19 protein-coding genes are annotated in these 21839 nt (G+C 46.8%); 13 read left to right on the top strand and 6 right to left on the bottom strand.

Annotated elements, in window-relative coordinates; translation table 11 throughout:
- Positions 1–45: 45 nt before the first annotated feature.
- From HGT73_RS07045 to HGT73_RS07005, 9 genes are all read left to right on the top strand, one after another.
- Entirely contained in the window at positions 46–726 is a 681-nt protein-coding gene (locus tag HGT73_RS07045) for an OmpA family protein (RefSeq protein ID WP_214213073.1), read from the top strand.
- Positions 727–746: 20 nt separating this feature from the next.
- Positions 747–1166 (top strand): DUF2382 domain-containing protein, encoded by a 420-nt coding sequence (locus HGT73_RS07040; RefSeq protein ID WP_214213071.1) that lies wholly within the window; start codon positions 747–749, stop codon positions 1164–1166.
- A gap of 8 nt (positions 1167–1174) precedes the next feature.
- Positions 1175–1960, top strand: a complete 786-nt coding sequence (locus HGT73_RS07035; protein ID WP_214213069.1) for a YsnF/AvaK domain-containing protein — start codon at positions 1175–1177, stop codon at positions 1958–1960.
- A 150-nt stretch (positions 1961–2110) separates the two neighbouring features.
- A complete protein-coding gene (locus HGT73_RS07030) occupies positions 2111–3241 on the top strand; it encodes an efflux RND transporter periplasmic adaptor subunit (RefSeq protein WP_214213067.1) in 1131 nt (376 codons plus the stop codon).
- A gap of 15 nt (positions 3242–3256) precedes the next feature.
- Complete coding sequence (locus HGT73_RS07025; protein WP_214213065.1) at positions 3257–6391, top strand: efflux RND transporter permease subunit; 3135 nt, start codon at positions 3257–3259, stop codon at positions 6389–6391.
- On the top strand, positions 6384–7781 hold the full coding sequence (locus HGT73_RS07020; protein WP_214213063.1) for an efflux transporter outer membrane subunit: 1398 nt from the start codon (positions 6384–6386) through the stop codon (positions 7779–7781). The genes HGT73_RS07025 and HGT73_RS07020 overlap by 8 nt, the downstream gene beginning before the upstream one ends.
- 30 nt (positions 7782–7811) lie before the next feature.
- A complete protein-coding gene (locus HGT73_RS07015) occupies positions 7812–8408 on the top strand; it encodes a TetR/AcrR family transcriptional regulator (RefSeq protein WP_214213061.1) in 597 nt (198 codons plus the stop codon).
- A gap of 207 nt (positions 8409–8615) precedes the next feature.
- Positions 8616–9998, top strand: a complete 1383-nt coding sequence (locus HGT73_RS07010) for a uracil-xanthine permease family protein (RefSeq protein WP_214213059.1) — start codon at positions 8616–8618, stop codon at positions 9996–9998.
- Between the two features lie 102 nt (positions 9999–10100).
- Complete coding sequence (locus HGT73_RS07005) at positions 10101–10763, top strand: YecA/YgfB family protein (protein ID WP_214213057.1); 663 nt, start codon at positions 10101–10103, stop codon at positions 10761–10763.
- Between the two features lie 83 nt (positions 10764–10846).
- Here HGT73_RS07005 and rpoD read toward each other — a convergent pair whose 3' ends face one another.
- The 3 genes from rpoD to rpsU form a co-directional block, all read right to left on the bottom strand.
- Positions 10847–12691 (bottom strand): RNA polymerase sigma factor RpoD, encoded by a 1845-nt coding sequence (gene rpoD, locus HGT73_RS07000; RefSeq protein ID WP_214213054.1) that lies wholly within the window; start codon positions 12689–12691, stop codon positions 10847–10849.
- 228 nt (positions 12692–12919) lie between these two features.
- A complete protein-coding gene (gene dnaG / locus HGT73_RS06995; RefSeq protein WP_214213053.1) occupies positions 12920–14665 on the bottom strand; it encodes a DNA primase in 1746 nt (581 codons plus the stop codon).
- A 121-nt stretch (positions 14666–14786) separates the two neighbouring features.
- The gene (gene rpsU / locus HGT73_RS06990) at positions 14787–15002 is read right to left on the bottom strand and encodes a 30S ribosomal protein S21 (protein WP_001144069.1); all 216 of its coding nucleotides are present in this window, start codon (positions 15000–15002) and stop codon (positions 14787–14789) included.
- Between the two features lie 283 nt (positions 15003–15285).
- On the opposite strand from rpsU, the gene tsaD reads away from it, so the two are divergent.
- Positions 15286–16299 carry a tRNA (adenosine(37)-N6)-threonylcarbamoyltransferase complex transferase subunit TsaD gene (gene tsaD / locus HGT73_RS06985; protein WP_214213051.1) on the top strand — a complete coding sequence of 338 codons (1014 nt, stop codon included), beginning with the start codon at positions 15286–15288 and terminating at the stop codon, positions 16297–16299.
- Between the two features lie 23 nt (positions 16300–16322).
- Here the strand turns inward: tsaD and plsY are convergent, their stop codons facing one another.
- Positions 16323–16934, bottom strand: a complete 612-nt coding sequence (plsY, locus tag HGT73_RS06980; RefSeq protein WP_214213049.1) for a glycerol-3-phosphate 1-O-acyltransferase PlsY — start codon at positions 16932–16934, stop codon at positions 16323–16325.
- A 108-nt stretch (positions 16935–17042) separates the two neighbouring features.
- On the opposite strand from plsY, the gene folB reads away from it, so the two are divergent.
- Positions 17043–17408, top strand: coding sequence for a bifunctional dihydroneopterin aldolase/7,8-dihydroneopterin epimerase (gene folB / locus HGT73_RS06975; protein WP_214213047.1), 366 nt, complete (start codon positions 17043–17045; stop codon positions 17406–17408).
- A gap of 112 nt (positions 17409–17520) precedes the next feature.
- Positions 17521–18339 (top strand): undecaprenyl-diphosphate phosphatase, encoded by an 819-nt coding sequence (gene bacA / locus HGT73_RS06970; protein ID WP_214213045.1) that lies wholly within the window; start codon positions 17521–17523, stop codon positions 18337–18339.
- 142 nt (positions 18340–18481) lie between these two features.
- Here bacA and HGT73_RS06965 read toward each other — a convergent pair whose 3' ends face one another.
- Both HGT73_RS06965 and HGT73_RS06960 read right to left on the bottom strand, forming a co-directional pair.
- A complete protein-coding gene (locus HGT73_RS06965; protein WP_214213043.1) occupies positions 18482–19705 on the bottom strand; it encodes a multifunctional CCA addition/repair protein in 1224 nt (407 codons plus the stop codon).
- Positions 19706–19708: 3 nt separating this feature from the next.
- Entirely contained in the window at positions 19709–20329 is a 621-nt protein-coding gene (locus HGT73_RS06960) for a TIGR04211 family SH3 domain-containing protein (protein WP_214213040.1), read from the bottom strand.
- A gap of 188 nt (positions 20330–20517) precedes the next feature.
- Here HGT73_RS06960 and HGT73_RS06955 point away from each other — a divergent pair, with 188 nt between their 5' ends.
- Positions 20518–21837, top strand: coding sequence for a CYTH domain-containing protein (locus tag HGT73_RS06955; protein ID WP_214213038.1), 1320 nt, complete (start codon positions 20518–20520; stop codon positions 21835–21837).
- The last annotated feature ends 2 nt before the right edge of the window (positions 21838–21839 follow it).

Genomic DNA, 21839 nt, shown 5'->3' with positions numbered 1-21839 from the left:
ATTTTAAAACGTTATAATGATGAGATGAAATAACCGAGGTGATTTATGGAAAAAAGAACTGACAAAAAATTTGTGGACCCTGTTGTTGATCAAAAAATTGTTAAGCAGAAAAAGGGTAAAGGAATATGGTGGTTATTATTGGCACTCATCATTATTATTCTTGCGATTCGTTTCGGTACACATCGCCACGATGACAATGATGCCAACAACGCACCGGCACCCTCTGCGACAATAGCCCCGCAGCAACCGGCGTCAACCACTGATACTAATACTGCCGCCCAAGCCCCAGCTCCCGCTGAACAGGCTCCGGCTGCACCAGACAATGACCCAGCACTGACCGCACTGCAGCACTATTATTCAGGTCAGGGTAACACGGACAGCCCGTGGATTGATCTTAACCAAGTGAGTTTCGCGACGGGCAGTGCTTCGCCCTCTGTCAACGATGTACAGTCGCTAACTCAGGTTGCGAACTTAATTAGTCAGCATCCTGATCATAGCGTAGTGATCCGGGGTTATACCGACAGCACGGGTACTCAAGCGATTAACCAACCTCTGTCAGGCCAACGTGCGAATGCCATTAAAGACTGGTTAACTCAACATGGTGTTGATGCCGCTAAGGTTTCTATTCAAGGTCAAGGCGCAGACCATGCGATTGCGAATAACGACACTCCACAGGGTCGTGATATAAATCGCCGCGTAGCGTTACAAATTAAAGCCGCTCAATAAATCAGTAGGGAATAAGTGTGATGAATTCTGAACATCCTCCAGAAATAACAAACACTCCCGATGAAAATTCAGAGGAACAGATTGTTCCTCTGGCTAAGGAAAGTATCGAAGTTACTAAGCAACAATACGTAAAAAGTCAATTTCATGTTGAAAGAAAAACGGAATCTAAACAAGTTCCGATTAATGAAAGTTTGATGAGTCAATATGCGGAAATTAAACGCGTACCTATCGGGGAATATATTAATTCTCCCCCTGAAGTTCGTGAAGAAAATGGTGTAAAAATTATTCCTATTTTTGAAGAGCATATTGAAATTATCAAGAAAATATATCTTAAGGAGGAGATTAGAATAGAAAGTCATCATGTTATTAATGAATTTACATCCGAAGAAACAGTGAGATATCAAACTATCTCTGAAAAAAGAATATTCACCGATGAATGAGGTAAAGTATGTCTAGCGAAAAAATTGTTACATTATTTGATACTCTTGAACATGCACAAGCGGCTGAACGTAATCTCATCAAAGCTGACTTTAATGAAAGCGACATCAGTGTGATTCATGGTCGCGATTTAGACAGCGACAGCACCGTTTTCAAAGACACGAGTATTTGGAAACGCCTGTTTGGAAACGATGTTGAAGAAGAGCATGCAGAGCTTTATAGCGAAGCACTGCATAAAAACGGCGCAGTATTAACCGTTGTTGCTAAAGGTGAAGATGAGCATGCAAAAGCGCTCGCTATTCTTAACCGTCACCAATTAGTCGATGTACCGGCGAAGGCTCGTGGCACTGAAACCGCCGCAGCGCCAGTGGCAGCAAAGCCTCGCGATACTCGCCCACCGCTGACCGGCAATGAAACTAAAGATGAAATCCTGCAATTAGCGAAGGAAGAGTTAGAAGTCGGTAAACGCTTAGTGAAAGAGGGTACGACACGTATTCGTCGTTACGTCACGACTGAAAATGTTTCGCAAACCGTTAACTTGCGAGAGCAGCATGCCGAAGTGGTTCGTAACACAGTAAATCGCCCAGTCACCGACAAAGAGATTGATTGGAGTGATAAGAGCGTTGTGGTCGATGAACTGGCTGAAAAACCGGTCGTCAATAAGACCGCCCATGTTGTAGAAGAGGTCGTGGTGAAAAAAGTGAATACTCACCATGATGAAGAAATTAAAGACACGGTACGCCAACAACATGCAGAAGTTGAACGACTACGTAGTGGTGAAGAAGGGAAAAAATAGTCCCTGTCTTGACTATCAAGCCCGGCTATCGCCGGGTTTTTTTGTTTTTTATTAGCAAAGCGTAATTTTATCGAAAATATCGGTTAGGTGTCTTGAGTCAATAGTCATCGGGAATGAGAATGATCATTCTCATTTTTAGGGTAGACTATTATGACACTCAGGCATTCACTTCTTTGCGTCACCTTCTTTTTATCCGCCTGCGATAATGCTTCGCAGACGCCTTCTGCGACTACGCCGCTTAATGTCTCAGTAGAAACGGTCGTTGCACAGCCCGTAACGATTGCCGCTGATTTACCAGGTCGTGTCTCGTCTGCCCAAGAGGCGGAAGTCCGCCCTCAAGTCGGGGGGATTGTGATTAAACGCTTATTTAAAGAAGGAACAAATGTTGAAGCCGGGCAGCCTCTTTATTTGATTGATCCATCGACTTATCAGGCTGCACTGGAAAAGGCTAATGCCAAGTATAGTGATAGTCAGCGTATCTATCAGCGTTATCAGCGCTTAGCGGCGGACCAAGCGATTAGTCAGCAAGATCTGCAAACCGCTCAATCGACCTATTTACAAGCGAAGGCTGACCGGGATACGGCGAAAATAAATCTCGCCTATACCCAAGTTCGAGCCAGCCTCTCCGGCCGGATAGGACGTTCTTCACTGACACCGGGGGCATTAGTGACGGCTAATCAGAGCACGGCATTAGCGACCATTACCCAGCTTAATCCGATGTACGTTGATATTACTGAGTCAGCGAGCGATTTACTCAGACTGCGCCGAGCCTTGCGTGATGGGCAACTGGAAAAAGTGGGCGATAATATGGCAGGGGTTAAGCTCAGTTTAGAAGACGGTAGCGAATACCCCCTTGCCGGTCAGTTGGCCTTTTCAGAAGTTAATGTGAATGAAGGTACCGGCAGTGTGACTTTGCGAGCGATTTTCCCAAATCCAGAAGCGGTATTGCTACCTGGTATGTTTGTGCGAGCCACCTTGAAACAAGGTGTGGCACAAAAGGGAATCGTCATTCCCCAGCGAGCCATTTTACGTGATAGCCGTGATCTGCCTTATGTCTATCTGATCAATAAAGCGAACAAAGTGGTTCAACAGTCGCTGACGCTCGGCCAAATGCAACAAGGGCAATGGCAAGTCACTCAAGGTTTACAAGAAGGGGATAGGATCGCGCTGGATCATTTGCAAGATCTCTCCCCTGGCGCCACCGTGAGCCCGCAGCCTGCCTCTGCGTCTCCCCCTACATCGCCTATCTCTCTTTCCATGACTGATAAATCTGCCCAGTGAAGGAAAATATAGCTCATGTCTCGTTTCTTTATTAATCGTCCGGTCTTTGCGTGGGTACTCGCTATTTTGATGGTCGTGGCTGGTGTACTCTCTATTCGTAATCTTTCCGTCAATCAATACCCCTCGATTGCTCCACCGGCCATCTCAGTCACTATTACTTATCCGGGTGCCAGTGCCGAAACGGTACAAAACACGGCAGTGCAAGTTATTGAGCAACAACTTACCGGTATCGATAATTTGCGTTATCTGGAGTCGAACAGTAATAGCGATGGCAGCGCCACCATCATTGCAACGTTTGAACAGGGAACTGACCCGGATATCGCCCAAGTCCAGGTGCAAAATAAGGTCTCGGTCGCTGAAACCTCTTTACCGCAAGAGGTTACAGAACAAGGCGTTACCGTAGCTAAGTATCAATCTAACTTTATGATGGTTATCGGCTTAGTCTCGAAAAACGGTAAGCTCTCTGATGCCGATTTAGGCGATTTATTAGTCTCTAAACTTGAAGACCCTATCGCGCGAACTAAAGGGGTGGGGGATTTTATGGTAATGGGATCGGAGTACGCGATGCGCATTTGGATGGATCCCAGCAAACTGTTTCAATATGGGCTGATGCCCAGCGATCTCTCTACCGCGATAGAGAATCAGAATACCCAAGTATCTTCGGGCAAAGTTGGCGGCTTACCCACCGTTCCCGGCACACAATACAGTGCGACGGTTGTAGGAAAAACCCGTTTACATTCGGCCGAACAGTTTAGAAACATTTTGCTGAAAGTGAATCAAGATGGGTCGCAAATACGGCTTAAAGATGTGGCGAATGTCGATTTGGGCCCTGAAGATTACAGTATTTCATCGACCTATAATGGACAACCTTCTGTTGGGATCGCCCTACGTCTCGCAACAGGGGCTAACTTACTGGATACCGTGAATCGAGTCAGGGATACCGTTAATCAATTAAAGGAAACTCTCCCATCAGGGGTTGAGTTAGTGGTTCCCTACGATACCTCTCCGGTAGTCAGCGCATCGATCCATGAAGTGGTAAAAACCTTGATTGAGGCGATTGTGCTGGTCTTCTTCGTCATGCTTATTTTCTTGCAAAATTTGCGTGCCACGCTGATCACGACACTCGTGGTTCCTATTGTCTTAATGGGGACGTTCTGTGTTCTTTACCTTTTTGGCTACTCCATTAATACCTTATCGATGTTTGGTATGGTGTTGGCAATTGGTCTGTTAGTCGATGATGCTATTGTCGTGGTAGAGAACGTCGAAAGGGTGATGGAACAAGAGGGACTCTCACCCAAAGCCGCTACGCTAAAATCGATGCAAGAAGTTCAGGGCGCGTTGTTTGGTATCGCATTGGTGCTCAGTGCCGTGCTATTACCGATGGCTTTTTTCTGTGGCTCGACAGGGATTATTTATCGGCAGTTTTCGGTCACCATTGTTTCGGCGATGGCGCTTTCTGTTCTCGCTGCTTTGATTTTCACCCCTGCGTTGTGTGCGACGTTATTAAAGCCGGTTAATCATCAGAAAAAACAGCAAGGGCTATCAGGGTGGTTTAACCGCGCTTTTGAACGCGGCACTGACACCTACTCCCGAAGCGTTGAGGGTGTACTAAAGCGCCGGGCGCTATTTTTACTGCTCTATGCGGGAGTCGTTGCCGGTACGGTCTATTTATTTATCTCTTTACCGTCCACGTTTCTTCCAGAAGAAGACCAAGCGATATTAATGGTGCAAGCGACACTGCCACAAAATGCGTCGGCACAGCGGACACAAGCGGTGATTAAGCAGATAGATGATTATTTCTTAACGGAAGAAAAAGCGAATGTCGACTCTGTGTTTGCCGCGAATGGCTTTAGCTTTGCGGGCCGTGGGCAAAATGGGGCTATCGCCTTTGTGAAGCTAAAATTGTGGAAGGATCGCCCGGCAGCTAGTCAGAATGTTTCAGCGATAGCGGCCCGTGCTATGGCACATTTTTCACATGATAGCCAAGCAAAAATCATCGTGATGGTCCCACCTGCGGTAATGGAGCTTGGCAATAGTAGCGGGTTTGATCTGTATCTGGAGGATCAGGGTAACAAAGGACATGCGGCATTGATGCAAACTATGCAGCAGTTTCTGACGATGGCGAATAAAGATCCCCGTTTATCGATGGTTCGGCATAACGGCATGGATGATGAGTCACAATACCAGCTGACTATCGATGACGAAAAAGCCAAAGCAGAGGGACTGTCTGAAAGTGATATTAATAGTACGTTGTCGGCGGCATGGGGCAGTAGTTATGTGAATCAATTCTTGTACAACGGCCGTGTTAAAAATGTTTATCTGCAAGGGCGAGCAACATCACGCGTTACCCCGGAAGATCTCAATAAGTGGTATGTACGTAACAGCCACGATCAGATGGTGCCTTACTCTGCTTTTGGGGGCGGTTACTGGTCAATGGGATCGCCGCGCTATGAGCGTTTTAACGGCATATCGGCAGTGAATATTCAAGGTTCTCCCGCCACTGACTATAGCAGCAGCGATGCGGTTAAAGCAGTTGAAGAGATTGCCGCTAAACTTCCACAGGGTTATACCATTGCCTGGCACGGTCTCTCTTATGAAGAGCAGGCATCGGGGAGCCAAACGTCACTGCTGTATGGTCTATCTGTACTGATTGTTTTCCTCTGCCTTGCGGCGCTTTATGAAAGTTGGTCTATTCCTTTCGCTGTGCTGTTAGTGGTACCTCTGGGAGTGATCGGCACGGTGACTGCCGTGATGCTTAGGGGGATTGCCAATGACGTCTTCTTCCAAGTGGGTTTATTAACCACGGTTGGTTTGGCGGCCAAAAATGCGATTTTAATTATCGAGTTTGCCAAAGAACTCCATGAGCAGGGCAAAGGGGTTGTTGTTGCCGCAGTAGAGGCAGCACGTTTACGTATTCGGCCGATTATTATGACATCAATGGCCTTTATTTTGGGAGTGTTACCCTTGAGCCTCTCAAGTGGTGCGGGGGCGGGGAGTCAGCACTCGATTGGCACAGCGGTCATCGGCGGTATGCTCTCTGCCACTTTTCTTGCCATTTTTATGGTGCCGCTTTTTTATGTCGGCGTGATGGCTATAACGAAAAAAATCACTCAAGTATTAGGTACTGCTCAGGATAATCCTCATGAATAGATCGTTATCGCTTACCCTTAGCCTTGCGGGAGTTCTGCTAGTCAGTGGGTGTAACCTTGCCCCACACTATCAGCGCCCTCAAGCACCGATTACGCCACAATGGCAAGAGAAGTCAGTGCAAGGGGCGCAAGCCTCTTCACTGGGATGGTCACAGTTTTTCACCGATCCTCAGTTACAGCAGCTTATTCGTCTGGCTTTGGAAAATAATCGTGACTTACGTATTGCGGCATTGAATGTTGAAGCCTCACGTGCACAGCTAGGAATGACGCAAGCTGATCTTCTCCCCTCAATTTCTGGCACAGTGACGAAGACGGCGGAACATTTACCCGGTAATCTGTATTCGACACAGAGCACTGGCCCTGTGACTTATCAACAGTACGAGGCAACAGGTTCGGCCAGCTGGGAGCTCGACTTTTTCGGTAAGTTACGAAATTTACGAGAAGCCGCTCTCGAACAGTATCTCAGTGACCAAGCCACCCAGCAAGCCACGCAACTGTCATTGGTGGCCCAGGTGGTGAGCGCCTATATCACCTTGGCGACCGATAGTGACCTTCATCAATTGGCAATCAATACGGCGGCCAGTCAGCAAGCATCGTTTAATGTAGTCCAAAAACGATTAGCAGCCGGTCTGGTGACAGAACAAGACGAATTACAAGCACGTACTGCATTAGTGCAAGCACAAGCCGATATCGTTGCTTACGATCGTGCACGTCGACAGGCCGCTTACGCATTGCAACGTTTGTTGGGAACCACATTGCCGACGAATATTGCCTCTACCTCAAGCCTCAGTAACCTGCACGTTTTCCCGGCATTAAGCAGTGAGTTACCGTCACAGGTCTTAACACGGCGTCCCGATATTTTAGCCGCTGAACATACGCTTAAAGCGGCCAATGCAAATATTGGTGCGGCTCGCGCTGCTTTTTTCCCCTCGATTTCTCTGACGGCGACGGGAGGAAGCCTCTCTGGTGGACTTTCTCAGCTACTTGGTGCGGGAACCGGAGGGTGGACCTTTATGCCTACGCTCTCAGTCCCTATTTTCGAGGGCGGGAAAAATAGAGCCGCCCTCGATTTAGCGACAGTAACGGCACGCAGCGATGTGGCGGCGTATGAAAAAGCGATCCAGGTTGCCTTTCAAGAGGTTTCGGATGCGCTGGTGGGCAGAGAAACCTATCAGCAAGAAGTGGGGCTTCGTGCCGTGGATGTCGCCACTAACCAACATAATTACGCTTTAGCGCAGCGTCGTTATCAAGACGGCATCGATAGTTATCTTGATGTACTGATAGCGCAACGTTCTTTATACTCAACACAGCAAACTTACATTACCGTACTCTCTTCATCCCTGGCACAGCAAGTAACGCTATACAAGGTACTCGGCGGTGGATGGCACTGAGCAGACTGACCGGCGAGGACAGATTGAACTATGATGGAAAATAAGGCGTTATCCTCTCGACAACAACAGCGCAAGGAAGCGCTAATCGCGATTGCACGACAAAGTTTTCAACAAAATGGGTTACACGGCACAACGTTAGCGGTTATCGCAAAAGCCTCTGCACTCAGTGTTGGCCAAATCTATCGTCTCTTCACAAATAAAGAAGAAATTATTGAAGCGGTTGTTAACCAAATTATTTGCGAAAGAGTCGCCGCATTCCTCGAAGAAAATCATAATTTAGATGATAAAGCAGAGCGTTTGGCGGCAGAGATCCCGCCTCACGCAGCACAACGATTGGACGATGCTTTACTGATGGAAATTAATGCGGAGTCGTTACGTAACCCGAGATTACTTGCCATTTTACAGCAGGCAGATCAACAGATGAAAACGGAAGCTGCTGCCATGATCCGTCGGCAAATCCCCGAGGTTAATGATGAATATCTAGCGGATAGCTCTGAGTTGATTGCGATTATGGTTGAAGGCATTGCGTTTCGACGCATCTATCCACAAACCCCGGCACAGCGAAAGCGTCTTATGCAGTGGTATCAATATTTATTCAGGGAGATTAAGGCATCGGCGACCTGTTAAGTTGCCACCCTTTGGTGCAGCGCCATGTTTTGATGCATAAAAATAGCGCAAACATTCACCTTATACTGGTAAGGTGATTTTTTTTGATATTTTTGTTTCAAAATTAAGGGTTAATTTTCATCGTGTTATGGTTTTTATAACCTATTATTTCTGGCTTGGCCTAAAAATTGCAAAAATCGTTTCATTGCAACTTTTGGAGCTTAGATCATGCAACAGCCCGCTCGCCAACATCAATTACTCTATGGCTTGAACGATAAAATGCCTTTGGCTGCCGGTTTCTTTACCGCTATCCAACATATATTGGCGAGTATTGTTGGGGTGATTACTCCCCCCATCATCATCAGCTCGACATTAGGCTTGAATAGCTATCTCCCTTACCTTATTAGTATGTCTTTGTTTGCATCGGGCTTAGGCACGCTATTGCAGGCAGGACGTTTTCTGAAAGTGGGTGCTGGCATGATCTGTTTACAAGGTACGAGCTTCGCGTTCTTAGGCGTCATTATTTCAGGAGGCCTAGCCATGAAGCAACAAGGGGCACTGCCTGAAGATATTTTAGCTATGATCTTCGGCTCAAGCCTCGTTGCCGCGTTAATCCCAATTATTGTCAGCAGATTTATTCATCTTTTTGCGAAAATCTTAACCCCGTTAGTGACGGGTATCGTGATTGTGCTTATTGGTATTAGCTTGGTCAAAGTCAGCATCACTGATTGGGGGGGTGGGGTTGCGGCGAAAGATTTTGGTGCGCCTTCTCATTTACTGCTTGGGGCAATTACCTTAGCCGTTATTATTGCGTTCAATTGCTGCAAATCTCCTTGGTTACGACTCTCCTCCATTGTCAGTGGTATTGTTATCGGTTCAATTATTGCTGTGTTTCAAGGGAGTTTCCACCCGCAGCTTACCACGCTGGGTCCTGCGGTAACGTTACCGATTCCTTTCCGTTTTGGCTTTGCTTTTAGCTGGAGTATGTTCTTTCCCATTGCGTTAGTGGCATTGATTGCGATTATCGAAGCGGTAGGGGATCTAACGGCAAACTGTATGATCTCCCAGCAACCTCTTGAAGGCCCGGAATTTGCCCAACGGATCAAAGGGGGGATTATTGGCGATGGCGTGAGTTGTCTGATTGCCGCGACCTTCAACGCTTTTCCAAATACGACTTTTGCTCAAAACAATGGTGTTATTCAAATGACGCAAGTGGCCAGCCGCTATGCCGGATACTGGATCGGCGGCCTATTGTTACTGCTCAGTTTCTTCCCAATGTTTAGCCATCTACTCCAACAATTACCGAAACCGGTATTGGGGGGAGCGACACTGGTGATGTTCGGTAATGTGATTGCCGCGGGTATTCGGATTATGACGCGTGAAGCACTTGATAATCGTAGTATGCTGATTATCGCCATTGCCTTTGGTGTGGGATTAGGGATAGAAGCAGAACCGCAAATTATTCATGGGCTACCGATTTTTTTACAGACTCTTTTACATGGTGCGGTGACGAGTGGAGGAATTGTCGCGATATTTTTAAACATCGTACTGCCTAAAGCCGCTGAAAAACAGTTTAAGGCTGAAGGTATTCCCGCCGCGAGTGTCGAATAATCGCCATTGTTAATGGGCTAATTTTAGGTTGTTATTCACTTCACTGTTATGATGAGCCTTTCAGGCGCTGTTTGCGCCTGGTGTATTGGCGGAGAAGAGAAAATGAAACAAGGCCCACTCACAGAAAACGAATTGCAATGGCTTGATGATACGTTAGAGCACTATGCTAGCGATAATTCAGTGATTGATGTTTCCGAACTTGATGGATACCTGACTGCTATCCTCTCTGCACCTGTTGCGCTTGAACCCGAATTTTGGATGGTCGCGCTTTGGGGAGGAGAGAAACATATTCCGCAGTGGCGAAACAGCCGTGAACGTGATCGCTTTATGGATCTTACTTTTCAGCATATGGCTGATATTGAAGAGCGCTTAGTCGATTTTCCTGAACAGTTTGAACCTCTGTTCGGCGAGCAAGAGCTCGAAGGGCAAGTGTTCACCGTCATTGACGATTGGTGTTATGGATATATGCGTGGTATTGGTTTGGTAAACTTACCACCGGTCTCTGAGCAGCTACAACCGGCGTATCAACTTATTGCCTTACATGGTACTGAAGATCATGCAGAAGAGGTCAATGCACTGAGCGCCGAGCAGTTCGAGAGCAATATTGCGGCACTTCCGTCGGCAGTGTTAGATCTCTATCAGTATTGGCTGTTTTATGCCCAGCAAAATACACCTCAACCTAAAATTGCTGAAACTAAGGTTGGTCGTAATGATCCTTGTCCTTGTGGCAGCGGCAAAAAATTTAAGCAGTGTTGCCTGCACTAAATTGATCTTGGTGTGACAAATCGCAGCGTTGTCATAAAAAAAAGCCCTTCACAAGGAAGGGCTTCATCAGCAGTTAGCGTGAGTTATTCATCAAGGAAACTGCGTAGAACTTCAGAACGGCTTGGATGGCGCAATTTACGAAGCGCTTTCGCTTCAATCTGACGGATACGTTCACGCGTCACATCAAATTGTTTACCCACTTCTTCTAACGTATGGTCAGTGTTCATATCGATACCGAAACGCATACGTAATACTTTCGCTTCACGCGCGGTTAAACCGGCGAGAACATCATGGGTTGCCGAGCGTAGGCTCTCTGAGGTTGCCGAGTCTAATGGCAGCTCAAGAGTCGTATCTTCGATAAAATCGCCTAAGTGAGAATCTTCATCATCACCAATAGGTGTTTCCATCGAAATAGGCTCTTTGGCGATTTTTAATACCTTACGGATTTTATCTTCCGGCATTAACATGCGCTCAGCCAACTCTTCCGGCGATGGTTCTCTACCCATTTCTTGCAGCATTTGCCGTGAAATACGATTAAGTTTATTAATCGTTTCAATCATATGCACAGGGATACGGATAGTTCTTGCTTGGTCAGCAATCGAACGCGTAATGGCTTGTCGAATCCACCACGTTGCATAAGTTGAGAACTTATAACCGCGACGATATTCAAATTTATCTACTGCTTTCATCAAACCGATATTACCTTCTTGGATAAGATCCAAGAACTGCAGGCCACGGTTGGTGTATTTTTTGGCAATAGAGATTACCAGACGCAAGTTAGCTTCAACCATCTCTTTTTTCGCGCGGCGAGCTTTCGCTTCACCAATCGACATACGGCGGTTGATGTCCTTCACTTGTTCAATCGTTAGCCCAGTTTCCGCTTCGATTTGAACCAGTTTTTGAACAAAACGTTGGATCTCTTCTTCGTTTTCTTTTAAGGCTTCGCCCCAAGGTTTTTTCATCGCTAATGCGGCTTCAAACCAAGTAGAGCTGGTTTCATTACCGGTGAATAGCGTAATGAAATTCTTTTTCGGCATTTTGCTGAGTTCAACACAGATCTTCATAATGGTACGTTCTTGCAGGCGAACGCGATCCATCATTTGACGCATATTGTTGACTAAATAATCAAACTGTTTAGGCACTAGGCGGAACTGTTTGAATACTTCAGAAAGATTATTGATTTCTTGAATCGCATCTTTGTGGCTGCGGCCTTTCGATTTGATGACATCACGCGTCGTTTCGTACTGAGTCCGTAGCTCCGCGAACTTCTCACGTGCTAACTCAGGGTCAATCGAGTTATCATCTTCACTGCTATCGTCATCACCGTCTTCGTCTTCATCTTCGTCATCTTCACGGTCTTCTTCAGACAGCTCTGATCCGACATGAGTCGCGGTCGGTGCAATGTCTTCTTCAGCATTTGGATCGACGAATCCAGTAATAATATCGGAGAGTCTTGCTTCTTCAGCTTCCACTCGGTCGTACTGTTCCAGTAAGTAGGTAATAGCTTCTGGATATTCAGCAACCGAACATTGGACTTGGTTAATCCCATCTTCGATACGCTTCGCGATATCGATTTCACCTTCACGGGTTAATAGTTCAACGGTACCCATTTCGCGCATATACATACGGACTGGGTCAGTGGTACGGCCAATTTCCGATTCAACGCTCGAGAGCACCTGAGCTGCGGCTTCTGCGGCATCTTCGTCAGTGTCCGTGCTATTTTCATTCAACATCAAGTCATCGGCATCAGGGGCTTCTTCAACCACCTGAATACCCATGTCGTTGATCATCTGAATGATGTCTTCAATCTGATCGGAGTCGACAATATCTTCCGGCAGATGGTCATTGACCTCAGCATAGGTCAGATAGCCTTGCTCCTTACCACGGGTGACAAGTAGCTTAAGCTGTGACTGCGGGTTTTGCTCCATAAGACGGTATCCACACTTCTGTTAGTATAAAGAGGTAATTGGCAGAACCAATTAATCTGTAAAGGCGTTTCAGGGGCTGCAGCCTTTGCGCAGCGACGGGCATCAGCCCTCAATAATCGGCACTTAAGCCGCAGGATAATGGTGCTTTTAGCAATTGTGTATCTGTCATTATAGTTGCACTCTACACATTATGTCAGAGTGATGACTGAATCTTTGCTGCAATCGAAACTATTTTTTCGCGAGTGCAGTCAAGAGGGCATGTAGCTCTTGCCGCTCTTCTTTACTTAAACCGACCGTACGTTCGCGGGCGATTAACGACTCTAAACGTTGTTCTAGCGCGATGTTATAAACACTGGCTAATGAATCAATAAAAACGGTTTCAACTTCTTCATCTACAATCATATGGTGCCATGTCGCCAGGGTTTCAAGGGTCTGGCGCATTTCGTTATCACGATAATGCTCCAAGAGCTGTCCGGTGGTCACTCCTGGGTGTGCATGACAAAAACTCACTAATTCGTGAAAGAGAGGTAAGCCGGGTAACTTAACCTCTTTTAATGCATCTAATACTGGCACTGTACTCACTAGGCTTGGACGTTGCAGCAGTAAGGCAATCAACACACGCATTGTTGTCGGTTTCAATGCTGGCGCTGGCGTTAGAGAAGAGCTAGTACCTTGTTGCGGTAATAGTTTTTCTAACTGCTGGTCATCGAGAATACCGAGCTTCTGTCCAAGGACTTGGCGCAAATAGATGCGTAACGTCCCCCCGGGAACTTGATTAATAAGCGGTATGGCTAAGTGACTTAACCGCGCTTTTCCTTCTCGGCTACTAAGATCCACTTGTGATAACAGGCTATCAAATAAAAAATCGGATAAGCTGGTGGCTTCACTGACTCGTTGCTCAAACGCCGCTTTACCTTCTTGGCGTATCAGAGTATCGGGATCTTCACCTTCCGGTAAAAACATAAACTTAAGTTGTCGGCCATCGCTTAAATAAGGGAGAGCCGTTTCTAAGGCTCGCCAAGCAGCTTCCCGGCCTGCGCGATCACCATCGTAGCAACATATAATACTCTCAGTATTGCGGTAGAGTAATTGAATATGCTCACTGGTGGTTGAGGTACCTAGCGAAGCGACAGCATAGTCGACACCGTATTGCGCTAAAGCAACAACGTCCATGTAGCCTTCGACCACCAAAATCCGCGCGGGCGAACTGTGGGCTTGGCTGACTTCATACAAACCGTAAAGTTGACGGCTTTTATGAAAAATTGAAGTTTCTGGCGAGTTTAAATATTTTGGAATTTCGTTATTTAATACTCGTCCGCCAAAACCAAGAACGCGGCCACGTTTGTCTCGTATCGGAAACATGATCCGATCGCGAAAGCGGTCATAATGTTGGCCATTATCTTTCGTGACCAACATGCCGGCTTCAACCAGCGATTGTCGATCATCGCTGTTTTTACCGAACCGTTTTAATGCGTTATCCCATCCCGCTGGCGCGTAGCCAATGGCAAACTGTGCGGTAACCGCTTCACTTAATCCACGTTCAGCCAAATAGGTTGAGGCTGAGGTCGATTGAGGCTCTGCCAACGATTGTTGATAGAATTGACGTAATCCATCTAGCAGTTGGTAGAGACTTTGCCGCTTATGACGCTCCATAGGGGTTGCGGATTGCCCGGTTTCGTGAGGAACCTCTAAGCCATGTAATGTGGCTAATTCTTCGATCGTTTCGACAAAATCAAGGCGATCAAAGTTCATCAAGAAATCGATAGCATTGCCGTGTGCACCGCAGCCAAAGCAATGGTAGAACTGCTTTTCGCTGTTAACAGTAAAAGAGGGGGTTTTTTCATTATGGAAAGGGCAGCAAGCGTGAAAGTTTTTACCTTGTTTCTTAAGACGTACCCGTGCATCGACGATGTCGACAATATCGGTTCGCGCTAATAAGTCATTGATAAAACTACTCGGTATTCTACCAGCCATGACACCTGTTTTTTCTGCTTACAAACGACAATAAGCCGCGCTTCCTTTCGGAAAGCACGGCCTGATACTTGACTCTGTCTGCGTTAATAACGCAATGGAGAAGAGAACTTCTCCGTACTATTTAGTACAGACGAGTGCGGCGTGCGTTTTCGCGAGCCAATTTTTTGGCGTGACGCTTAACAGCAGACGCTTTAGCGCGCTTACGCTCAGTCGTAGGTTTTTCATAAAACTCACGACGACGAACTTCAGCCAGAACGCCTGCTTTTTCACAGGAACGCTTGAAGCGACGTAATGCTACGTCAAATGGCTCGTTTTCACGTACTTTAATTACCGGCATGTAACTCTTACCTCGATAAATTCGATTTTTGACTGGCTGTCTCGCCAGCATATTTCAAAATGGTGCAGCATTTTACTTCAACATGAGCTGTAAAGTAAAGCACCATGAACAATTTCAAACCAACGGAACAATGCCTGTGCAGTGGATGCCGGTTTTAGGAAGGCGAAAATTATAGCCTAACAACCCTGCCAAGGTCGATAAATATTTAATTGCGGGGCCTAAGCATTATTCGCTTAATGAATGGCTGTGTTACACTGCGCGGCAATGAGTGAGGGGAATGATCATGCGTATATTAGGTATAGAAACATCGTGCGATGAGACTGGTGTAGCCATTTATGATGATGCTACAGGGTTACTTGCCAATCAACTTTATAGTCAGGTAGCGCTGCATGCCGATTACGGTGGTGTCGTCCCTGAACTGGCTTCTCGCGATCATGTGCGTAAAACACTACCGTTGATCGATGCTGCGTTACAAGAAGCGAATTTAACCAGTGATGATATTGACGCGGTTGCCTATACCGCTGGCCCAGGATTAGTGGGGGCATTGATGGTCGGTGCGACCGTCGGCCGCTCGCTTGCCTTTGCTTGGGATGTCCCGGCTATTGCCGTTCATCATATGGAAGGTCACCTACTTGCACCGATGCTTGAAGAAACGCCTCCTTCATTTCCCTTTGTGGCGCTCTTAGTTTCGGGGGGGCATACGCAACTGATCAGCGTTACAGGGATTGGTGAATATACGTTGCTCGGTGAGTCGATTGATGATGCGGCGGGTGAAGCCTTCGATAAGACGGCAAAATTATTGGGGCTAGATTATCCCGGCGGGCCACGATTAGCGAAAATGGCCGCGACGGGGACTGTCGGGCGTTTTACATTTCCGCGGCCAATGACTGACCGCCCTGGGCTCGATTTTAGTTTCTCAGGGCTCAAAACCTTTGCCGCGAATACAATTCGCGCCAATGCCAGTGATACCCAGACTCATGCGGATATCGCCCGAGCCTTTGAAGATGCAGTGGTCGATACCTTATTAATTAAGTGCAAGCGGGCGTTGCAACAGACTGGCTTTAAAAATCTTGTGATTGCGGGCGGCGTCAGTGCTAACCAGAATTTACGTGAGAAGTTATCAATAATGATGAGTAAACGAGGGGGTGAGGTATTCTATGCACGCCCAGCGTTTTGTACTGATAATGGTGCAATGATTGCTTACGCGGGAATGGTTAGGCTGAAAGCCGGATGTCTTGCAGATACTCGTATTACGGTTCGGCCACGATGGCCCCTGTCAGAACTCTCCCCGATTTAATTGTAATAGCCCGGCTTGCCGGGTTATTTTTTTAACGCACGATCCCGTCGACGCCTGAATACTTTTTTTTCATCCCCTCGCCATAAACGCTGAATGTTTTCGTGGTGCCTCCACAATATTAGGCAAGAGAGCATGGCGACCGGAAACGTAAATTGTGGCGTAAACCACCAAACGTAAAAGGGAGCGACTAGCGCACTAATAATCGCGGCCAACGAGGCATAACCACTGAGAAAGGCGGTTAAAAGCCAAGTTCCAATGAGCAGAACGCTAAGATCGAGGCCGATAGGTGCAATGGCGCCTAATGCGGTGGCGACACCTTTACCCCCCTGAAAATTGAAATACAGCGGATAGATATGACCAAGGCAGGCTGCGATAGCGACCAGCCCAAGACTGAATGAAGGGAGTTGTAAGCGGTACGCTAACCATACGGGAAGCATACCTTTTATGACATCGAACAGCAGTACACAGAGGGCGGCAACGCGTCCTCCTAGCCGCAGAACATTGGTTGCGCCAGGGTTTCCCGAGCCGTGACAACGGGGGTCAGGAAGTGCCGCAAGTTTACATATTACGATGGCACTTGATATCGACCCACAAAGGTAGGCAAAAATAATCATTCCTACGGCGATAGCTGTCATAATATCCCAACCTAATAAGCGTACTGTCGTGAGCAATGACAATGATAATACGCATAAACGCTGCCGAGTGGTATCACCTAGGCATGATTAAACAAAGAGAGTTGAGATATGGGTATTGTTTTTATTGAACAATTAACGGCCTTTACAACGATTGGCGCTTTTGAGTGGGAACAACACATTACCCAAAAACTCGTATTGGATATTGAACTTGCATGGGATAACCGTATCGCTGCGCGTAGCGATGATGTTGAGGATTGTCTGAGCTATGCCGAAGTGTCTACCGCTGTTCTCAAGCATATCGAGCATCAGCGCTTCGCGCTGGTGGAGCGCGTAGCGGAAGAGGTTGCTGAATTATTAATGCGTGAATTTAACACTCCAGGTGTTCGTATTACCGTGAGTAAACCCGGGGCGGTCGCACAGGCACGTAGCGTCGGTGTCAAAATCACCCGAGGCGTTTTTCCTCAATATTCATAAATACAGATCGCAACTTTTACGGGAGCTGACGGTCATATTTTTTTAGATTAATTATAAGTTACTAATATTTTTTGAAATTTTATTTTTTAGGTTATGAGAAGAGGAACGATTAATGATTGATATCCACCCATTGGGTGTCGCGGCGCTGCTTGGAATTGTTGAAGGGTTAACGGAATTTTTACCTGTCTCTTCTACTGGGCACTTGATTATTGTGGGGCACTTACTGGGATTCCAAGGAGAGAAAGCAGAAACATTTGAGATTGTTATTCAGTTAGGATCGATTCTTGCTGTCGTCGTGATGTTTTGGCGTCGTCTATTTGGATTAATTGGTATTCATTTCGGTAAAGTTCCTCATGAAGGGGTGGGGCAAGGTCGACTTTCACTGGTGCATATTCTTTGTGGAATGTTGCCTGCAGTCGTATTGGGCTTACTGCTTCATGACAAAATCAAAACGTTATTTACCCCTGAAAATGTTTTTTATTCTTTAATCGCAGGCGGTATTTTACTGATTGTGGCTGAGTGGTTAAAACCTGCAAAACCAAAAGCTGTAGGCATTGATGATATTTCATATCGGCAAGCCTTTTTGATCGGCTGTTTTCAGTGCTTAGCGCTTTGGCCAGGTTTTTCGCGCTCAGGTTCGACAATCAGTGGTGGGCTACTGCTGGGGGTTAGTCGCTATGCGGCCTCGGAATTCTCATTTTTATTAGCTGTGCCGATAATGATAGGGGCAACCGGATTGGATTTGGTAAAGAGTCTTGGTTTTTTGACCTTACACGATCTTCCAATGTTCGCTACAGGCTTTATCACCGCTTTCTTGGTAGCACTGTTAGCTATTAAAGTGTTCTTAACGGTGATCAAACGTATTTCATTTGTGGCCTTTGCTTTATATCGATTTGTTGTAGCGTTACTGGTGTGGGTTGTCTTTATGTAAAGTATTTTAAGCGCAACAATGCCTATCTTCATCAAGACTTGTTGCGCTTTACCTCCATGAAGGCGCTCATCTCGCCAGCCTCTTTCTGAACACCGCTAGGCGAAAATAAGCCTTCATTTTACCGAAAACGTCGTGTTATCTGCTACTCAGAATGGGAATAAGCCGCAACGGCTTGGACACGTAACCTCGTTAGCTCTTCACGCACTGCCTTACCTGTAAAGCCTGCAGCAATAATGGGAGCCACACTCACTGCTTGTGCGGCGGCGAAGCGTGCAACAAATTGTGCGGCTTGTGGGTAGGGATTATCTTGCCATCCTAAACGCCCGCGGACATCCGCTTCGCTGACTAAGGCGAGTTGGGTGACCCGCTCGGGTTTTCGCCATGCATCAAGTTTATCAAACACCATAATCACCTGTTCTGCAGGATATTTATCAATGCTGTGTACCATATCGTGAAATTCTGTGGCTAATCGTGCAATATCGCGATAGTGGTTAGGGACTTTTAGTCGCAGACAAAGCGCATCAATCAGCGGCACGCCACCGATACCGTGGTTTGGATGCGAAGGCCAGAGTTCAGGTGGGGTTAAGCCTTTACCGATGTCATGCAGCAAGGCTGCAAAACGTAATGCAGGTTCCACCGTGAGCTGTGTAGCGATATCTAACGACATCAGGCTGTGTACGCCAGTATCAATTTCTGGATGCCATTTCGCTGGAGCAGGAACGCCAAATAGCGCATCCAGTTCAGGAAACAGTACCGCGAGTGCTCCACATTGGCGTAAAACAGAAAAATAGGTCGAAGGTGACGCACTCGACAGTGCCTTTTCGGTCTCTTTCCATACTCGCTCATGGGTAAGATAGGCTAATTCACCACTTTCGGTAATTTGCTTCATTAGTATCAAGGTTTCTTCTGCGATAGTGAAACCCAAAGGTGCAAAGCGTGCGGCGAATCGAGCGACCCGTAAAACACGCAATGGATCTTCGATAAAAGCAGCAGAAACATGTCGAAGACGGCGAGCAGCTAAATCTTGCTGTCCATGCCACGGATCAATAATAGCGCCCGCTTCATCTTCAGCCATCGCATTGATCGTCAGATCACGACGTTGTAAATCTTCCTCGAGAGTCACCTCAGGCGTAAACCGTGTATCAAACCCGGTATAACCACTTCCAGTCTTACGTTCGGTACGCGCTAGGGCATATTCTTCATGGGTCTTGGGGTGTAAAAACACCGGAAAATCTCGGCCAGCCTGTTGATAGCCGAGTGCCAACAATGATTCGGGAGTCGTCCCCACTACCACCCAATCACGATCCGTTACGGGTAATCCCAGCAAGCGGTCTCTCACCGCGCCCCCCACAAGATATTTTTGCACGTATTACATCCAACGATTTTTATTTTTACGACGAGGGATCATATGAGGTAAGAATAGGCCAAAGATCAATCCAACGCCTAATACCCCGCCTCCATATAAGAACCACTGCATAATGATTGCGCGCTGTTTATCATCAAGTTGCACATTTGCCGCATCAACTTTTTTCTGAGCCACGATTAGGGCGTTTTTTAAGCGCTGATTTTCGTCTTTAAGTTGGTTAATGGCTCCATCGCTTCCCGCAACTTTTTGTTGCATTTCCGCGGTGCGCTGATTCCAACTGTTATCGATATTCGCCAATTTATCGCTAAGCGTTTTTACCTGTTGTTCGAGTTGTGGCACACGGACTTTAAAACTTGGGTTTTCGCTTAGCTGTGATTCAGGGATCCAAGTCGTTCGACCTTGTTGATCGCGAATTTGAGCATAATGGGTATCGGCATCGGTACTAAGCAGGGTGACGGCTTCACCGGCATTCACTTGTCCAACCAGTCGATATTGATTACCCGGACCGCTGCGTACCCATGTCGAGAGATCATCCGAAATATAACGGGTGGTCTCTGCTTGAGCGAGTGAGATAGATTGGCCGAGTGTAAGCAGTAAGCAACCTGCAAAAATTATTTTTTTCATTAGATGACAGTTCTGATAGTAAGAGTCGCCACAGTCTGTAGGCGTCAAGTTATGTTATAAATGAGAAGTTTCCTGTTCTCCTTGCACGGTGATCCTAACAAATCAGAGACAGCTCGTCTTTAGTGGATTACCCTTGCTTGGCAATAACAGTGAAGATCTCGCAACGAATGAGTAGCAACAGGATATCTATGACCATCGAAATCGAAGTAAAGTTTCTTGTCGATACCAATCATATCGACAGTATTAAGCAACAATTGAATTTATACCCCAATCGCTATACGCCACCTGTGCTACTTGCCAACCACTATTATGAAACGGCAGATAACCAACTACGACGTTGGGATATGGGGTTACGCATCCGCGGAAAAAATGGTCAGTACGAAATGACGCTTAAAACCGCCGGTCAAGAGATTGGTGGGCTGCATCAACGTCCGGAATACAATATTCCGTTAACAGAGCATCAACTCGACCTGACATTATTACCGCAAGAAGTATGGCCGGCGGATACGGATATTTCTGCCTTGCAAGCGGCACTTTCTCCGTTATTCAGTACCGATTTCCGTCGTGAAAAATGGGTGATTACCTACCGTGAGAGTGAGATTGAAGTGGCCTTTGATCAGGGGCATGTCGGTGCCGGTGAGCAAACAATACCGTTGCTAGAACTTGAGCTCGAACTGCTCAACGGGAAAAGGTCTGATTTATTTGCCTTAGCCGCTGAGCTTATCAACCATGGCGGAATAAGATTAGGATGGCAAAGCAAGGCTGCACGCGGATATGGGCTAGCACAAGGCGTGGGTTTGCCCGCTATTCAGCCATTAATGCCATTTTCAGTAATACCTAAAGCAAGCTGTGAACAGGGCCTCTCTACACTGCTTAGTGCCTTAATTCGTCGCTGGCAATTACTGGAGTCACACTGGTTAGAAAATGAGGCACAGGCGTTACCTTTATTACTGCAAACATTGCTTGCGATTCGTGAAACGTTCACGTTATTCGGGGGATTAATTTCCCGTTCCGCGAGTAGCGAAATACGCCAACGTCTCACGGTTATTGAAGAGGCTTTACAGCAGAAAAAACCGAATGCCCAGAGCCTCTGTTTTTCAGTTGATGGGGTACAAGCACAACTGCAATTAACCGAACTGGTCGTTGCACAGCAGTGGCGTCAATCGGCGAATGCTCGGCAGCTCAAACGTCTCGACGGCTCTTTTAAACGCTTTTGTGATGTGATGTTAAGTCGTTGTGCCGCCGACTTACATGCGCTGGCTGCAGAAAACTTAATTGCGAATCAGGCTGGTATGACCTTGTTGAGGCTCGACAAATTGATACTGTCTATCACCTTACTGAGCAGCGCCTACCCGCGTGAGCAGCTTGAAGCATGGTTAGCACCTTGGGTCTTAGCACGACAGTATTTTGTCTCTGATCAAGACGCAATCCGTTTACCGCTTCCGGTACGACCTTTATCCCCCTTTTGGTTAACCAGTAATACAGCGAAAGACTCACTTAACGGTTAAGA

Source organism: Rosenbergiella australiborealis, assembly GCF_018494035.1.
Classification (GTDB): Bacteria; Pseudomonadota; Gammaproteobacteria; order Enterobacterales; family Enterobacteriaceae; genus Rosenbergiella; species Rosenbergiella australiborealis.
This window is presented reverse-complemented; position numbering and strand designations above follow the sequence as displayed.

What these genes read in the sequence shown, in the direction of transcription:
- HGT73_RS07030 (WP_214213067.1), top strand. Translation starts at nt 2,111, where the DNA reads ATGACACTCAGGCATTCACTTCTTTGCGTCACCTTCTTTTTATCCGCC.
- folB (WP_214213047.1), top strand. Translation starts at nt 17,043, where the DNA reads ATGGGTATTGTTTTTATTGAACAATTAACGGCCTTTACAACGATTGGC.
- dnaG (WP_214213053.1), bottom strand. Translation starts at nt 14,665, where the DNA reads ATGGCTGGTAGAATACCGAGTAGTTTTATCAATGACTTATTAGCGCGA.
- HGT73_RS07040 (WP_214213071.1), top strand. Translation starts at nt 747, where the DNA reads ATGAATTCTGAACATCCTCCAGAAATAACAAACACTCCCGATGAAAAT.
- HGT73_RS07045 (WP_214213073.1), top strand. Translation starts at nt 46, where the DNA reads ATGGAAAAAAGAACTGACAAAAAATTTGTGGACCCTGTTGTTGATCAA.
- HGT73_RS06960 (WP_214213040.1), bottom strand. Translation starts at nt 20,329, where the DNA reads ATGAAAAAAATAATTTTTGCAGGTTGCTTACTGCTTACACTCGGCCAA.
- HGT73_RS07035 (WP_214213069.1), top strand. Translation starts at nt 1,175, where the DNA reads ATGTCTAGCGAAAAAATTGTTACATTATTTGATACTCTTGAACATGCA.
- tsaD (WP_214213051.1), top strand. Translation starts at nt 15,286, where the DNA reads ATGCGTATATTAGGTATAGAAACATCGTGCGATGAGACTGGTGTAGCC.
- rpoD (WP_214213054.1), bottom strand. Translation starts at nt 12,691, where the DNA reads ATGGAGCAAAACCCGCAGTCACAGCTTAAGCTACTTGTCACCCGTGGT.
- HGT73_RS07025 (WP_214213065.1), top strand. Translation starts at nt 3,257, where the DNA reads ATGTCTCGTTTCTTTATTAATCGTCCGGTCTTTGCGTGGGTACTCGCT.
- HGT73_RS06955 (WP_214213038.1), top strand. Translation starts at nt 20,518, where the DNA reads ATGACCATCGAAATCGAAGTAAAGTTTCTTGTCGATACCAATCATATC.
- plsY (WP_214213049.1), bottom strand. Translation starts at nt 16,934, where the DNA reads ATGACAGCTATCGCCGTAGGAATGATTATTTTTGCCTACCTTTGTGGG.
- HGT73_RS07020 (WP_214213063.1), top strand. Translation starts at nt 6,384, where the DNA reads ATGAATAGATCGTTATCGCTTACCCTTAGCCTTGCGGGAGTTCTGCTA.
- rpsU (WP_001144069.1), bottom strand. Translation starts at nt 15,002, where the DNA reads ATGCCGGTAATTAAAGTACGTGAAAACGAGCCATTTGACGTAGCATTA.
- HGT73_RS07005 (WP_214213057.1), top strand. Translation starts at nt 10,101, where the DNA reads ATGAAACAAGGCCCACTCACAGAAAACGAATTGCAATGGCTTGATGAT.
- HGT73_RS07010 (WP_214213059.1), top strand. Translation starts at nt 8,616, where the DNA reads ATGCAACAGCCCGCTCGCCAACATCAATTACTCTATGGCTTGAACGAT.
- bacA (WP_214213045.1), top strand. Translation starts at nt 17,521, where the DNA reads ATGATTGATATCCACCCATTGGGTGTCGCGGCGCTGCTTGGAATTGTT.
- HGT73_RS07015 (WP_214213061.1), top strand. Translation starts at nt 7,812, where the DNA reads ATGATGGAAAATAAGGCGTTATCCTCTCGACAACAACAGCGCAAGGAA.